The following is a 13,076-nucleotide window of genomic DNA, read 5'->3' as shown; positions in this document are numbered from 1 at the left end:
CCCGCGCCTCCCGGATCCACCTCCCGTACGTTCCGCACGTTTCACAGAAAGTGACCCATGAAGATCGTAGAAGCGAAGGTCGTCGTCACCTCCCCCGGACGCAACTTCGTCACCCTCAAGCTCACCACCGACGACGGCCTCACCGGCCTGGGCGACGCGACCCTCAACGGGCGTGAACTGGCCGTCGTCAGCTACCTGGAGGACCACGTCGCGCCGCTGCTGGCCGGGCTCGACCCGCACCGCATCGAGGACACCTGGCAGTACCTCTACCGCGGCGCCTACTGGCGGCGCGGCCCGGTCACCATGGCCGCCGTCGCAGCCGTGGACACCGCCTTGTGGGACATCAAGGCCAAGGCGGCGGGCATGCCGCTGTACCAACTCCTCGGCGGGGCGAGCAGGGAGCGCATCCGGGCCTACGGCCACGCGAACGGCGCCACCGTTCCGGAGCTGATGGACTCGGTGCGCGCCCGCCTCGAAGAGGGCTACCAGGCCGTCCGCATCCAGACCGGCGTCCCCGGCCTCAAGGCCGTCTACGGAGTGCACGCCGGCGTCGCCCACCAGCAGCAGCGCCCGCTGGTGGAGGACTGGGACACCGAGGCCTACCTGCGCCACCTGCCGACCGTCTTCGCGGCCGTACGCGAGGAGTTCGGCCCCGAACTGCCCCTGCTGCACGACGCACACCACCGCCTCACCCCGACCCAGGCGGCACGGCTCGGCCGCGACCTGGAGCCGTACCGCCCGTTCTGGCTGGAGGACTGCACCCCGGCGGAGAACCAGGAGGCGTTCCGGCAGGTCCGCGGCGCCACCACCACGCCCCTCGCGGTCGGCGAGGTCTTCAACTCGGTGCACGACTACCAGACCCTCATCACGGAACGGCTCATCGACTACGTCCGCTCCGCGGTCACCCACTTCGGTGGCATCACCCCGCTGAAGAAGCTCTTCGACTTCGCCGCCCTCTACCAGATCCGCACCGCCACCCACGGCCCCGAGGACATCTCCCCCGTCGGCCTGGCGGCCGCACTCCACCTGGACCTCGCGGTGCACAACTTCGGCATCCAGGAGTACTCGGGGCACACCGCCCTCACCGGCGAGGTCTTCCGCCACGCCTACACCTTCACCGACGGCCACCTCCACCCCGGCGAGCAGCCGGGCCTCGGCGTCGAGCTGGACGAGGCCCTGGCCGCCCGGCACCCGTACGAGCAGGCCTACCTGCCGGTCAACCGGCTCCAGGACGGTTCACTTCACGACTGGTGAGACAAGGCCAACTCCCGCAACCGGGGAAGCAGTTGGTCGCCCACGCGAGCGGTCTCCTCCCGGTAGGGGGTGTCGGACAGGACGAAGTGGGAGATGCCGAGCCTGCGGTAGTCGTGCAGGGCCGCCGCGACCTCGTCGGGGGAGCCGACCAGCCAGGTCGTCCCCGCTCCCCCGCCGCCGAATCGGCCCGGCGTGGTGTACAGGCAGCGGTCCAGCACCTCGCCGCGCTCGGCCAGGTCAAGGAGTCGGCGCTGGCCGACGGCCGTGCGGCGGTTGCCCGACCAGGCGGTGTCACCGGAGCCCTCGGCCATCTTCGCGACCTTGCGCTCGGCCGCCTCCCACGCCTCCTCGCTGGTGTCCCGGACGACCGTGGTGATCCGCAGCCCGAACTCCAGCGGGGCGTGGACGCGGCCCTCCGACTCGCTCAACTTCCGCAGCCGGTCGATGCGTTCGGCGATCCCGTCGAGGGGTTCGCCCCAGAACAGCTGGACGTCGGCCTCGGCCGCCGCGACCCGCTCCGCGGCCTCGGAGGCACCGCCGAAGTACAGCCGAGGATGCGCGCGGCCCGGAACCTCGTACGGGCGGGGAGAGACCGTGGAGTGACGCACCTGGAAGTGCTCGCCCTCGAAGGTGACATCCTCTTCCGTCCACAGCCGCCGCACCAGGTGCAGAAACTCCCGGGTGCGCGCGTACCGCGCGGCGGGGTCGACGTTCGTGTCACCGTACGCGGCCGGGTTGTCCAGGCCGCTGACGATGTTGACGAGCACCCGCCCCAGGCTGAGCTGGTCCAAAGTGGCCGCCGCGCTCGCGAAGTTGGCCGGCTGCCAGTAGCCGGGACGGATCGCGATCAGCGGCTTGAACGTGGTGGTCCGCGCGGCGAGCGCCGTCGCCACGGTGAAGGTGTCGGGCCGACCCCATCCGGTGCCCAACAGGGCGCCACCCCAGCCGTGTTCCTCTGCGGTGCGGGCGAGCCACGTGGAGAACTCGATCGAGCCCCAGCCTGCCCTGGTGTCGTCGCCGCGGTGTCCCGGCTCGACGGTGTTGGGGATGTACCACAGGAATTCCTCGGTCGCCGACGTCATCGCCCCTCCGGTTCCACGCCAGTCGTCTCACCATGGACCTGCGCCGCAGCGGCGCCACCCTCGGCGTCCTCCGCGGCCTCGACGCCGAGTTGCCGCAGGAGCCGCTCGCGCAGGGCCGCGGCCTCGGGATCGCCGCGCCGGCGGGACACCGGGAGCCGCACCGCGAGGTCGAGGGCGATCCGGCCCTCCTCCAGGAGGACCACCCGGTCGGCGAGCGCGATGGCCTCGTCGACGTCATGGGTGACCAGGAGGACCGCGGGCCGGTGCCGCTCGCACAGTTGCCGGAGCAGCCCGTGCATCCGGATCCGGGTCAGGGCGTCGAGCGCGCCGAACGGTTCGTCGGCGAGGAGGAGTTGAGGCTCACGCACCAGGGAGCGGGCGAGCGAGACCCGCTGCTGCTCGCCGCCGGACAGCTCGATCGGCCATGCCCGCTCGCGCCCTTCGAGCCCGACCTCGGCCAGGGCGGTGCGCCCGCGCTCCACCGCGTCCGGCCCGTCGAGACCGAGGACCACGTTGTCCAGCAGTCGCCTCCAGGGCAGCAGCCGGGCGTCCTGGAACACCACGGACACGTTGTCGGGCGCGATCAGCTCGCCCCGGCCCGGCACATCGTGGTCCAGCCGGGCCAAGGCCCGCAGCAGAGTGCTCTTGCCGGAGCCGCTGCGACCGAGCAGGGCGACGAACTCGCCTTCCGCGATGGAGAGTTGCAGCCCGTTCAGTACGTCACGCCCACCGAGGGTACGGACAAGTCCCTCGATGCGTACGGCAGCGGCCGACGCCGCACCGTCGTGCCGTACGGGGTTCAGCCGGCCAAGGTACGTCGCCATGTCAGCGCCTTTCTCTCCACGAGCCGTACGAGGGCGTCGGAGACGAGGCCGAGCACTCCGTACACGACGAGCCCGACGAGGATCACGTCGGTCTGTCCGTACGTCCGTGCCAGCTCCATCATGTAGCCGATGCCACTGGTGGCGTTGACCTGCTCGACCACGACGAGGGCGAGCCACGCCCCGGTCACCGCGAACCGCAGTCCGAGCAGGAAGCCCGGCAGTGCGCCCGGCAGCACCACGTGCCGCACGAACCGGGCACGCCCCAGGCGGACCGTCTCGGCGAGTTCGACGTAGCGGCTGTCGATGCCGCGCAGCCCGTTGTGGGTGTGGATGTAGATCGGCACGAACACCCCGAGCGCGATGGTGACGACCTTCATCGACTCGCCGATGCCGAACCACAGGATCAGCAGCGGAATCAGTGCGAGCGAGGGAATCGACCGCTTGATCTGCACGGGCCCGTCGACGAGCCCCTCGCCGATCCGGCTCAGCCCCGACACGAGCGCGAGCGCGAGCCCGGCCAGCACGCCGAACACCAGCCCCAGGAAGGCGCGTTGGGCGGAGATGGCGAGGTTCGACTGGAGCCTGCCGTCGGCGATGAGGTCGCCCGCGGTGCTCGCGATGACCCACGGAGCGGGCAGGTTGCGCGGGTCGATCAGGCCTGCGCCCGAGCCGACTGCCCATGCGGCGAGCAACAGGAGCGGGCCGAGCGCCCAGCCGTAGGGGACGGGCCGTCCGGGAGCGAGCCGCTTGCGGACGCGGGGCCGGGACGCGTGCGCCGGACGCTCCCCCGCCCCGGCCGCGGCCCCCTCCTCGACCTTCAACTCAACAGCGGTTGAACTCACGCCTGTTCACCACCCTCGCCGGCCACCGCGTCCGCGGCGACCCGCTCGTAGCGCCGGTCGAAGAGAACGCCCGCGTCGAAGCGCTCGTGCTTCTGCTCCTTCGCGAGCAGATCGACGGTCTGCTGCTGCCGCGCGATCGCCCCCTTCCAGCTGGCCGGGAAAACCGGATGACCCGCGTGCGCGACGAGATACTCGCCGTCCTCGCGACTGAGCCCCTGGTCCTTGACGTAGTAGCCCTCGATCCACTCCTTGGGATGCGCGTCGATCCAGACCTCGGCGCGTGCCCAGAAGCGGATGAGTTCCTTGATGGCAGCGGACTTCTGCCCGTCGGCGACCGCGTCGGTCAGCGCCCACAGGTGTCCGGGATCGTCGCGCAACCCGTGCCGGATGGTGGTGGCACCGTCCCGGCCGTACTTCGTGAGGTAGCGCTTGATGTTGACACCGGCGATGGGCGCGGCATCGACCTGGTGATTGCCGAGGGCCGTCGGAAACACATCACCAGTACTGGCCAGCTCGACGAGCTTCACGTCCTGTTTACCGAGCCCTGCCTTCTTCAGAATGCGCAGCACGAGAGCGCCCTGCGCCTGGCCCGGACTGTAGGCGATCTTCTTGCCGCGCAGATCGGCGAGCTTCTTGATGCCGGCGCCCGGCGCGATGCCCAGCTCGTAGATCGGGTCGGCGATCGGATCCTTGCGGAACTCGGCGCCGACGAGCTTGGTGTCGAGCCCGGTCCAGTGGGCGTTGATGGACGGGATCTCGGCCGCGGAGCAGATGTCGAGGGCATCGGCGCGAAAGGCCTCGGAGCACTGCGGGCCGCCACTGATGTTGGCCCACTTCACCCTGAAGGGCAGCTTGTCGATCTGCCCGGACAGTTCGAGGGCGACCTTCAGGATCGGAGCGCCGACGGTGAGCGTGGTGTCCGCCGACACCTTGGCCGGGATCTTCTTCGACGCGACGTTCCGACTACCGCTCGTCGAGGTCGAGTTGTTCGCGCAGGAGGTGAGCAGCAGGGCCGCGGCGAGCGAACCGACGACCGCGGCGCTCCGGAATCTGGACATGGGTATGCGGAGACGGGGCTTCATTCGTGCCTTCACAGAGAGGAGGGGCGGCACACCGGAGCAGGCGTGGGACCCCGGGGAGGGAGGCAAGTACGCGAGGATGCGCGCCCGTTGAACGGGCGCCGCGGCTCAGCTACACACGGCGGTGGCGACGCGCATCAGATCGATGGCTCGGCGCTTGTGATACCGCTGGTCGTCGGACATGCCGCCGAAGCTAGCCAGGCCGCCGGAGGCGGGTCAAGGGCGTGGAGCGCCCGGGGCCGGACTGCAATACCCCTTTCATGCAGGAGCCATACGCGTGTTGCGTACGCCCGGACGAGTGAAGACCGCCCGGCCCCGGCAACCGCACCCGCGCGCGGCACCGTCTTCCCCAGCGGCCGCCCCTGACCAGGGCGGCACGACAACAACGTTCGTCGCCCCAATGGGGGCCACAACATGGGGAGTTGTATGAAGAGGAAGCTCGCTTCGGTCCTGGGCGCGGTGGCCCTCGCCGCAGGCGCCGTCGTCACCCTCGCGCCCACGGCCTCGGCCGCGGACGGCTGCTGGCAGGACGGGAACCGGCACTGGTGTCACAACGTCGCCGGCGCCCCGGTGTACGGCACCATCGGCAACAACCACCTCTACCCGGACCCCGGCAGGGTGGTCGGGTACATGAACTCCAACCCCAGCTGGTTCTACTGCAAGATGGACGGCCAGGACTGGGTCGGCGGGCCGCACCCGACGCGCTGGCTGATGACGGTGGCGGACAACGGCCAGCTCGGCTTCATGAAGGACACCGACATCTACAGCGAGACGGATCCGGTTCGCGACTGCTGATGTACCGCTGATCCCGGTCCCGGGGGTGTGCGACTGCTGATCCCGGTCCGGGACCGCACTACTGCCGCGGGGCGAGCCCCGTGCTCCCCCGCGGCACCAGCTCCACCGGCAGGACGACATGGCGCTCCAAGTTCGCCTCGGGTTCCTGGATCACGGCGCGTGCCAATTCCGCTGCGGTGACGCCGAGTTGGCGGGCGGGCTGCGCCATCGTGGACAGGTCCCACGGCGCCGCCATCGCGTGGTCGTCGAAGCCGAGGACGGACATGCGGTCCGGCACCGGCACGTTCGCCCCGCGCAACACGGTCAGCAGCCGGAAGGCGATGTCGTCCGTCTCGGCGAAGATCGCCGTGGGTGGCTCGGTGAGGGAGAGCAGCCGCCCGACCGCCGCGTCCAGGCTCGGCCCCTGCCACTGCGCGACCTGCCGGACCAGGTCCTCGTCGTGCTCGACACCGGCCTCCGTCAGCGCGGCCCGGTACCCCTCAAGGCGGGCGCGGCTGCTCCAGGCGAAGCCCGAGTCGTCGGCGGGCTCGATGTAGGCGATGCGGCGGTGACCGAGGTTGAGCAGGTGCCGGGTGCCCCGCAGGGCGGCCTCCGCGTCGTCCACGTAGACACTGGCCCGGCCCTTCTCGTGCTGGCTGACGAAGACCAGCGGCATGCCGAGGCCGTCAAGGCGCTCCCGCTCCTCGGGGGAGAGCGCGAAGCTGACGACGAGCAGCGCGTCCGCGTTGCGGCGGGCGGGCAGTCGGTCGAAGAACCGGGCCCGCTGTTCGGCGGTGGTGACGCTGTAGACGAGCAGGTCGAGCCCGGCAGCGTTCAGTTCGGGTGCGAGTCCTGCCAGTACGGCGCCCAGGAACCAGGACTCCATGTTCGGCACGAGCACGGCGATCCTGCCGGTGCGCCCGGTCACGAGACTGGAGGCGCTGCGCGAGATCGCGAACGACAGCTCGCGGGCGGCCTGTTCGACGCGCTCGCGGGTCTGCGGTGACACCGTCGACAGACCGCGCAGCGTGCGCGAGACGGTCGAGGGAGACACTCCGGCCCTCTGTGCGACATCCGCCAGCGTGGCGCCCCGTTCACCAGTCATGAGCGGGACGCTAACACAGCGATCACGCCTCGCCGAGCCCGGTAATGCCAACGCTGTCATTTCAAGGATTGCCTGCAATGTCTTCGCCAAGGCCATTGACAGTGAATCTTGCGGCTCCCTACCGTGCTAGCGCTGTCATTCGGCGGCATGAAAGGGGAGGAGCATGCCATGACCCTGCACCGCAGAACCGTGCTCGCCGGCGTCGGGAGCGCCGTCGCGGCCGGACTGGCGTCCGGATGCGGAGGGAGGGACGTCGACGACCTGGTCGCCCAGGCGGCGACGACGCCGAAGAAGCCGGCCCGGCTGACCTGGTGGGTCTCCGAGATCCCGTCGCGCCGGGGTGCCGTCGTCGCCGACCTGATCATCCGGGCCTTCGAGCGACGCCACCCCAACGTCCGGATCTCGAAGATCAACGCGCTGTCGACGTCGGACGGCAACCGCAGCGCCATCGCGACCCAGCTCGCCGGCGGCTCGCCCCAGCCCGACGTCTACCTGGGCGACACGACCTGGCCCACGCAGTTCGGCCGGGCCGCGCTCGCCCTGCCCGTGAACGAGCTGCTGCCGGACGGTTTCTGGGACGCCTACCCGGAGGCCCTGCGGCGCAGTTCCACGTACCGGGGCACGGCGTACGCAGTGCCGTTCTTCCTCGACAGCACGTACCTCTTCTACCGCAAGGACCTGCTGGCCAAGCACGGACTGCGGGTCCCCCGGAGCTGGGAGGAATTGCTGCACACCTCGCGCACCGTGCAGCGGGCCGGGGACACGGCGGCCGGGTTCCTGTGGCAGGCCGCCGTGACCGAGTCACTGACGGCGAACGTCACCGAGTTCCTCGCCGACGCGGGCGGCACCGTCCTCGACGAGCGGGGCAGGGCCGCCCTGAGCGGGGCGGCGGCGGAGCGGGCGTTCTCGCTGATGGCGGAGTTCACCACGTCCGGGGTCACACCCCGGACGGTGACGACCTATGAGGAGTCGGACTCCCAGGACGCGTTCGTCAACGGGCGTGGCCTGTTCCTGCGCAACTGGTCCTACGCGTGGGTCAACAGCAGCACCCCGAACGTCTCGCGTGTCGCGGGCAAGGTGGGCGTCGCGCTCCGTCCGGGCTTCGAGGGCACCGGCCGCCGTGGTGTCTCGTGCGCCGGCGGCTGGAGCAACTTCGTCAATCCCAGCTCCCAACAGCTCGGCACCGCAATGGAGTTCGCCCGGTTCTGCGCCGGCGAGGAGGTGCAGCGGCTGCTCGCCCGGGAGGCCGGTGTCATCCCCGCCATGACCTCTGTGCTGCACGGGCGCGAGGCACGCGCAGCGGGTGACCCGACGGTGCTGCGTGCCGCCGATCTGCACCTGGTCGCCCGGCCCGTGCAGACCCCGCACTACCCGCAGGTCAGCAAGGCGCTCTACACACCGGCCAACGCGGTCGTCGGTGGCGACCTCTCCCCCGCGGCCGGGGTTCGTGCCGCGCAAGACGGCCTCCGTAAGGCTCTGGAAGGGAAAGCGCTGTGAGTACCGCGCTGCAGTCGAAGACATCGACACCGGCGAAGGGCGGCGACAGTCGTTCCGCACCCCCGGGTCGGCAGACCCCGTCGGCCGGTTCCGGCGCGCGCCGCCGCACCCGCACCGGTTGGCTCTTCGCCTCGCCCGCTCTGCTGGTCGTCACGGTGGTGACGGTCTTCCCCGTGGTCTTCTCGCTGGCGCTGTCCTTTGCCGAAGTGCGCCTCGACTACGGCGGGTTGCGCCTCGGGTCCCCCACGTTCGCACACTACGAGGCGCTGCTGAGCAATCCCGAGTGGTACCACGCACTCGCGTTCACGCTGGGATTCACGATCGTCTCCGTGCTGCTCGAACTGGTCCTCGGCACGCTCGCCGCGCTGGTTCTCGAACGGCTCGGCGCGGCCCGCGGCTGGCTCATCGCCCTGCTTCTGCTGCCGTGGGCGCTCATCAACGTCGTCGCCGCCCAGCTGTGGTCGTACCTCTTCAACGGCACGTACGGAGCCGTGAGTTGGCTGTGCGAGCAGGTACTCGGCACCCAGCCGGACATCCTGGGGCGGCCGGTTCCCGCGATGGCCGCGATGGTCGTCGTCGACGTGTGGAAGACCACGCCGTTCGTGGCGATCGTCGTGCTCGCGGGGCTGATGCTGATCTCGGCGGAGGTGTACGAGGCCGCCGAGATCGACGGGGCCGGGCCCTGGACGACGTTCTGGCGGGTCACGCTGCCGCAGCTGAAGCCGATCGTGGCCATCGCGGTGCTCTTCCGCATCCTCCAGGCCTTCGGCATCTTCGACCTGCCGTTCGTCCTGACCCAGGGCGGTCCCGGCACGGCCACCCAGTCGGTGGCGATGCTCGGCTACCGGATCCTCTTCCAGGATCTCGACTTCGGCGGGGGCGCCGCCGTCGCCGTCTCCACCGCGGCCATCGTCATGGCCTGCTGCCTGCTGTTCCTGCGCGTCCTTCGCGCCCAGACCGATGAGGAGGTCCGAGGATGAGCCGCCACACCCAGCGCTCCGGTGTCCGCCGGTACATCAATGTCGTCAACGCCGGGGGTCTCCTGATCGCCGTCTGTGCCACCCTGCCGCTGCTGTGGATGGCATCGGCATCGCTCAAGGGCCCCGCCGAGATCAGCGCGACGCCGCCGACCCTGCTGCCGAAGGCGCCGACGCTCGACAACTACACGACGGCGTTCGTGCGCAACGGGATCGGCCAGTACTTCCTGAACAGCGTCATCGTCGCCTGTGTGTCGACGATCCTGATCCTGTCCCTGGCGTTCTTCGCCGGCTACGCACTCGCCCGGTTCGGGCTGCGCGGGCGGGGCGCCGTCATGACGGCACTGCTGATGCTGTCGGTTTTCCCGCCGATCGCGCTGCTCGTCCCGCTGTTCCTGATGGAGCGTCAAGCCGGCCTGCTCAACAGCTATCCCGGCCTGATCGTCCCGTACGTGGCGCTGAACCTGCCGTTCGCCGTCTGGATCATGCGCAACTACCTCAGCAAGATCCCGGGCGAGCTGGAGGAGGCGGCGACCGTCGACGGCGCGGGGCCCTGGCGCACCGCGCTGACGGTGATCCTGCCGCTGGCCCGGCCCGGCCTGTTCACCGCCGGGGTGTTCTCCTTCACCGCCACCTGGTCCGAGTTCCTGCTGGCGCTCACCTTCAACGGCGTCGACGACCGGCGCACCGTCTCCGTGGGCATCGCCCTGTTCACCAGCCAGTACCAGGTCCCGTACGGAGTGATCTTCGCCGGGGCGATGGTGGCCACCGTGCCGATCGCCCTGCTGGTCCTGATTTTCCGCCGGGCGGTCGTGTCCGGCATGACCACGGGCGCGGTCAAGGGCTGACCCACCCCGCCGTCCCGCGTACCACCTGCTCGGCCGGCACCCGCCGGGCGGGCACACCGCACAACCCCGAAAGGCCCTCACATGCCTCAGCGTCCCCACCCCGTCGGCACCGGTACCGACGCCGACTGGTGGCGGCAGGCCGTTGTCTACCAGGTCTATCCGCGCAGCTTCGCCGACGCCGACGGTGACGGCATCGGTGACATCCGCGGTGTCACCTCCCGCCTGCCCTACCTCGCGGAACTCGGCGTGGACGCCGTCTGGTTGAGCCCCTTCTACCCGTCGGAGCTGGCCGACGGCGGGTACGACGTCGCCGACTACCGCGATGTGGACCCCCGGCTCGGCACGCTCGACGACTTCGACGCGATGGTCGCAGAGGCCGACCGGCTCGGCCTGAAGATCGTGGTGGACATCGTCCCCAACCACTCCTCGCACCAGCACGTCTGGTTCCAGGAGGCGCTGGCCGCGGGCCCCGGTTCGGCAGCCCGCGAGCGCTACGTGTTCCGCGAGGGCCGCGGCGAGCAGGGTGAACTCCCGCCCACCGACTGGCCGTCCAGCTTCGGCGGCCCCGCCTGGACCCGGGTTCCCGACGGCCAGTGGTACCTGCACCTGTACGCGCCCGAGCAGCCCGACTTCAACTGGGACAACCCCGAGGTGCGCGAGGACTTCCACACCACGCTGCGGTTCTGGTCGGACCGAGGAGTCGCGGGCTTCCGCGTCGATGTCGCGCACGGCCTCGCCAAGGATCTGGCCGAGCCGCTGCGCGACCTCGGTGAGGCGCAGAGCTACCAGCCGGACGAGCTGCCCGACGACGGCAGCCATCCGCTGTGGGACCGGGACGCGGTCCACGACATCTACCGCGGCTGGCGGCGGGTGTTCGACGAGTACGAGCCGCCGCGGTTCGCCGTCGCCGAGGCCTGGGTCCGCTCCTCGCGGCGCGCCCCGTACGCCTCCGCGGCCGAGCTCGGCCAGGCGTTCAACTTCGACTTCCTCAACACACCTCTCGAAGCCGGCGCGATGCGGGCCACCATCGACTCCGCGCTCGCCCATGCCCGCGACGCCGGTGCCACCAGCACCTGGGTGCTGTCCAACCACGACGTGGTGCGTCACCCCTCGCGCTACGCCCTCCCTACCGGCGCCACCAAGTCCGACGTGGAAGCCTGGCTGATGACGGACGGCCAGGAACCGTCACCGGACGGGGAATTGGGGCTGCGCAAGGCCCGCGCCGCGACGCTCCTGATGCTGGCGCTGCCCGGCTCCGCGTACGTCTACCAGGGCGAGGAACTGGGCCTGCCGGAGGTCGCCGACCTGCGCACCGAGGACCTCCAGGACCCGATCTGGGTACGCAGCGGCGGCCGGGTCAAGGGCCGTGACGGCTGCCGGGTGCCGCTGCCCTGGACCCGGGAGGGCGCGAGCCACGGCTTCGGCCCCGGCGGTTCCTGGCTGCCGCAGCCCGCCGGCTGGGGCTCGTACGCCGCCGATGTCCAGGCCGGTGACAAGGACTCGGTCCTGGAGCTGTACCGCGAGGCGCTGCATCTGCGGCGCGACCTGGTCACGGACGAGACGCTGGAGTGGGCCGACACGGCCCCGGGCGTCGCCGAGCGGGGGTTGGTGCACTTCACCCGCAGCGGCGGCTGGCACGTTCTCAGCAACCTCTCGGACGAGTCCGTCCCGCTGCCACAGGGCACGGTGCTGCTCGCCTCGAACCCGCTGCCCGAGGGGGAGTTGCCCGCCTGGACCACGGTCTGGATGCGCAACCAGGCCTGAATGGCGGCTGCTTGAGCATGCGAATGGGCGCCGGTCACCATGTGTGGCCGGCGCCCTCGGCGTACGCCACCGCCCTATCGCTCGCCGTCCGGGAGCGCCTCATTCCATCGCTCGGGGTCGATGCGGCCCGCGTACAAGGGGAGTTCGAGGGGCGACTGGCCGGCCGTGAACGGGTCCCACACCCGTGTCAGGCCCGCCGTGCCATGGGTGCGTACCCGGCGGGCCTCCCCCAGGTCGAGGACGTCCGTGACGATCTGGTGCGTGGCGGACTCGGCCTCGGCGCGCACCCGGCCCTCGGGGTCGACGACGAGGCTGCGGCCGATCCCGTCCGGCTGCGCCGCGTTGACGCTGGCCATGGCGACCTGGTTCACGATCGCGTTGGCCCGGGCGAGGACGAGTTCCTGGGTGCGGTCGACGGTCGGTGTGCGCACGAGGTTGAGGACCAGGTCGGCGCCCTGCCAGGCCAGGTGGCGGGTGTGCTCCGGGAACCAGGCGTCGTAGCAGATGGACAGGCCCACGCGCCCGTACCCGTCCATGTCGAAGACGACGAACTCCGCGCCGGACGCCGTGGTCTCGTAGGGGCGCCAGGGGAAGATCTTCCGGTAGGCGGCAACGCGCTCGCCCTCGGGCGAGTACACGGGCGCCGTGTTGTAGATCAGACCGTCGGCGCCGCGCTCATAGACGCTGCCGGGCACGAGCCACACACCCGTCTCGCGCGCGAGGTCCGCCAGACGGGCGCCGCGGGGGCCGTCCAGCGGCTCGGCGGCCGCCGTCATGACCGTCGCCGGGTCCTCGTCCGGCCGGTGGCCGCACAGGTGCAGCTCGGGGTACGCCAGCAGCCGGGCGCCGGGGTGGGCGCGCGTGACACGGCGTACGTCCGCCGCGAACGCGTCCAGGCCGTCGTCCGCGGCGTGATGGTGTGCGGCCGACTGGACGAGGCAGATCGACAGGGGACGGCTGGTCATCGGCGGGAGGGGCCTTCCGGGCGGGAGCGGTGTGCGGGTGTCGGTGTGCGGGTGTCGGTGTGCAG

Annotated in this window: 12 protein-coding genes; 6 read left to right on the top strand and 6 right to left on the bottom strand. The window is 70.8% G+C overall.

Annotated elements, in window-relative coordinates:
- The first annotated feature begins 57 nt into the window (after nucleotides 1–57).
- Nucleotides 58–1,254 (top strand): D-mannonate dehydratase ManD, encoded by a 1,197-nt coding sequence (gene manD / locus OHA73_RS41375; protein ID WP_327657857.1) that lies wholly within the window; start codon nucleotides 58–60, stop codon nucleotides 1,252–1,254.
- On the opposite strand, the gene OHA73_RS41370 is transcribed toward manD, so the two are convergent.
- From OHA73_RS41370 to OHA73_RS41355, 4 genes are read right to left on the bottom strand one after another with little or no spacing between them, the layout of a single operon-like run.
- On the bottom strand, nucleotides 1,242–2,336 hold the full coding sequence (locus tag OHA73_RS41370; RefSeq protein WP_327657856.1) for an LLM class flavin-dependent oxidoreductase: 1,095 nt from the start codon (nucleotides 2,334–2,336) through the stop codon (nucleotides 1,242–1,244). The two genes, manD and OHA73_RS41370, sit on opposite strands and share 13 nt — an antisense overlap.
- Nucleotides 2,333–3,160 carry an ABC transporter ATP-binding protein gene (locus OHA73_RS41365; protein WP_327657855.1) on the bottom strand — a complete coding sequence of 276 codons (828 nt, stop codon included), beginning with the start codon at nucleotides 3,158–3,160 and terminating at the stop codon, nucleotides 2,333–2,335. Before OHA73_RS41365 ends, OHA73_RS41370 begins: the two co-directional genes overlap by 4 nt.
- Nucleotides 3,136–4,002, bottom strand: coding sequence for an ABC transporter permease (locus tag OHA73_RS41360; RefSeq protein WP_443063180.1), 867 nt, complete (start codon nucleotides 4,000–4,002; stop codon nucleotides 3,136–3,138). Before OHA73_RS41360 ends, OHA73_RS41365 begins: the two co-directional genes overlap by 25 nt.
- The gene (locus OHA73_RS41355; RefSeq protein WP_327657854.1) at nucleotides 3,999–5,060 is read right to left on the bottom strand and encodes an ABC transporter substrate-binding protein; all 1,062 of its coding nucleotides are present in this window, start codon (nucleotides 5,058–5,060) and stop codon (nucleotides 3,999–4,001) included. The genes OHA73_RS41360 and OHA73_RS41355 overlap by 4 nt, the downstream gene beginning before the upstream one ends.
- Before the next feature lie 447 nt (nucleotides 5,061–5,507).
- Between OHA73_RS41355 and OHA73_RS41350 the strand changes: the two genes are divergently transcribed.
- A complete protein-coding gene (locus tag OHA73_RS41350) occupies nucleotides 5,508–5,876 on the top strand; it encodes a hypothetical protein (protein ID WP_327657853.1) in 369 nt (122 codons plus the stop codon).
- Nucleotides 5,877–5,934: 58 nt separating this feature from the next.
- Here the strand turns inward: OHA73_RS41350 and OHA73_RS41345 are convergent, their stop codons facing one another.
- Nucleotides 5,935–6,960, bottom strand: a complete 1,026-nt coding sequence (locus OHA73_RS41345) for a LacI family DNA-binding transcriptional regulator (RefSeq protein ID WP_327657852.1) — start codon at nucleotides 6,958–6,960, stop codon at nucleotides 5,935–5,937.
- A gap of 168 nt (nucleotides 6,961–7,128) precedes the next feature.
- On the opposite strand from OHA73_RS41345, the gene OHA73_RS41340 reads away from it, so the two are divergent.
- From OHA73_RS41340 to OHA73_RS41325, 4 genes are all read left to right on the top strand, one after another.
- On the top strand, nucleotides 7,129–8,457 hold the full coding sequence (locus tag OHA73_RS41340) for an extracellular solute-binding protein (RefSeq protein ID WP_327657851.1): 1,329 nt from the start codon (nucleotides 7,129–7,131) through the stop codon (nucleotides 8,455–8,457).
- Nucleotides 8,454–9,437, top strand: coding sequence for a carbohydrate ABC transporter permease (locus tag OHA73_RS41335; RefSeq protein WP_327657850.1), 984 nt, complete (start codon nucleotides 8,454–8,456; stop codon nucleotides 9,435–9,437). The genes OHA73_RS41340 and OHA73_RS41335 overlap by 4 nt, the downstream gene beginning before the upstream one ends.
- Nucleotides 9,434–10,282 (top strand): carbohydrate ABC transporter permease, encoded by an 849-nt coding sequence (locus tag OHA73_RS41330; protein WP_327657849.1) that lies wholly within the window; start codon nucleotides 9,434–9,436, stop codon nucleotides 10,280–10,282. The genes OHA73_RS41335 and OHA73_RS41330 overlap by 4 nt, the downstream gene beginning before the upstream one ends.
- An 81-nt stretch (nucleotides 10,283–10,363) precedes the next feature.
- Complete coding sequence (locus OHA73_RS41325; protein WP_327657848.1) at nucleotides 10,364–12,046, top strand: glycoside hydrolase family 13 protein; 1,683 nt, start codon at nucleotides 10,364–10,366, stop codon at nucleotides 12,044–12,046.
- A 74-nt stretch (nucleotides 12,047–12,120) separates the two neighbouring features.
- Here the strand turns inward: OHA73_RS41325 and OHA73_RS41320 are convergent, their stop codons facing one another.
- Nucleotides 12,121–13,011, bottom strand: a complete 891-nt coding sequence (locus OHA73_RS41320; RefSeq protein WP_327657847.1) for a carbon-nitrogen hydrolase family protein — start codon at nucleotides 13,009–13,011, stop codon at nucleotides 12,121–12,123.
- Nucleotides 13,012–13,076: the final 65 nt, after the last annotated feature.

Origin of the sequence: Streptomyces sp. NBC_00483, from assembly GCF_036013745.1 — a bacterium.
Lineage (GTDB): Bacteria > Actinomycetota > Actinomycetes > Streptomycetales > Streptomycetaceae > Streptomyces.
The sequence above is the reverse complement of the archived record's forward strand: the minus strand, read 5'-3'. Positions and strand labels throughout refer to the sequence as shown.

What these genes read in the sequence shown, in the direction of transcription:
- OHA73_RS41345 (WP_327657852.1), bottom strand. Translation starts at nt 6,960, where the DNA reads ATGACTGGTGAACGGGGCGCCACGCTGGCGGATGTCGCACAGAGGGCC.
- OHA73_RS41370 (WP_327657856.1), bottom strand. Translation starts at nt 2,336, where the DNA reads ATGACGTCGGCGACCGAGGAATTCCTGTGGTACATCCCCAACACCGTC.
- OHA73_RS41330 (WP_327657849.1), top strand. Translation starts at nt 9,434, where the DNA reads ATGAGCCGCCACACCCAGCGCTCCGGTGTCCGCCGGTACATCAATGTC.
- OHA73_RS41320 (WP_327657847.1), bottom strand. Translation starts at nt 13,011, where the DNA reads ATGACCAGCCGTCCCCTGTCGATCTGCCTCGTCCAGTCGGCCGCACAC.
- OHA73_RS41340 (WP_327657851.1), top strand. Translation starts at nt 7,129, where the DNA reads ATGACCCTGCACCGCAGAACCGTGCTCGCCGGCGTCGGGAGCGCCGTC.
- OHA73_RS41325 (WP_327657848.1), top strand. Translation starts at nt 10,364, where the DNA reads ATGCCTCAGCGTCCCCACCCCGTCGGCACCGGTACCGACGCCGACTGG.
- OHA73_RS41365 (WP_327657855.1), bottom strand. Translation starts at nt 3,160, where the DNA reads ATGGCGACGTACCTTGGCCGGCTGAACCCCGTACGGCACGACGGTGCG.
- OHA73_RS41350 (WP_327657853.1), top strand. Translation starts at nt 5,508, where the DNA reads ATGAAGAGGAAGCTCGCTTCGGTCCTGGGCGCGGTGGCCCTCGCCGCA.
- OHA73_RS41355 (WP_327657854.1), bottom strand. Translation starts at nt 5,060, where the DNA reads ATGTCCAGATTCCGGAGCGCCGCGGTCGTCGGTTCGCTCGCCGCGGCC.
- manD (WP_327657857.1), top strand. Translation starts at nt 58, where the DNA reads ATGAAGATCGTAGAAGCGAAGGTCGTCGTCACCTCCCCCGGACGCAAC.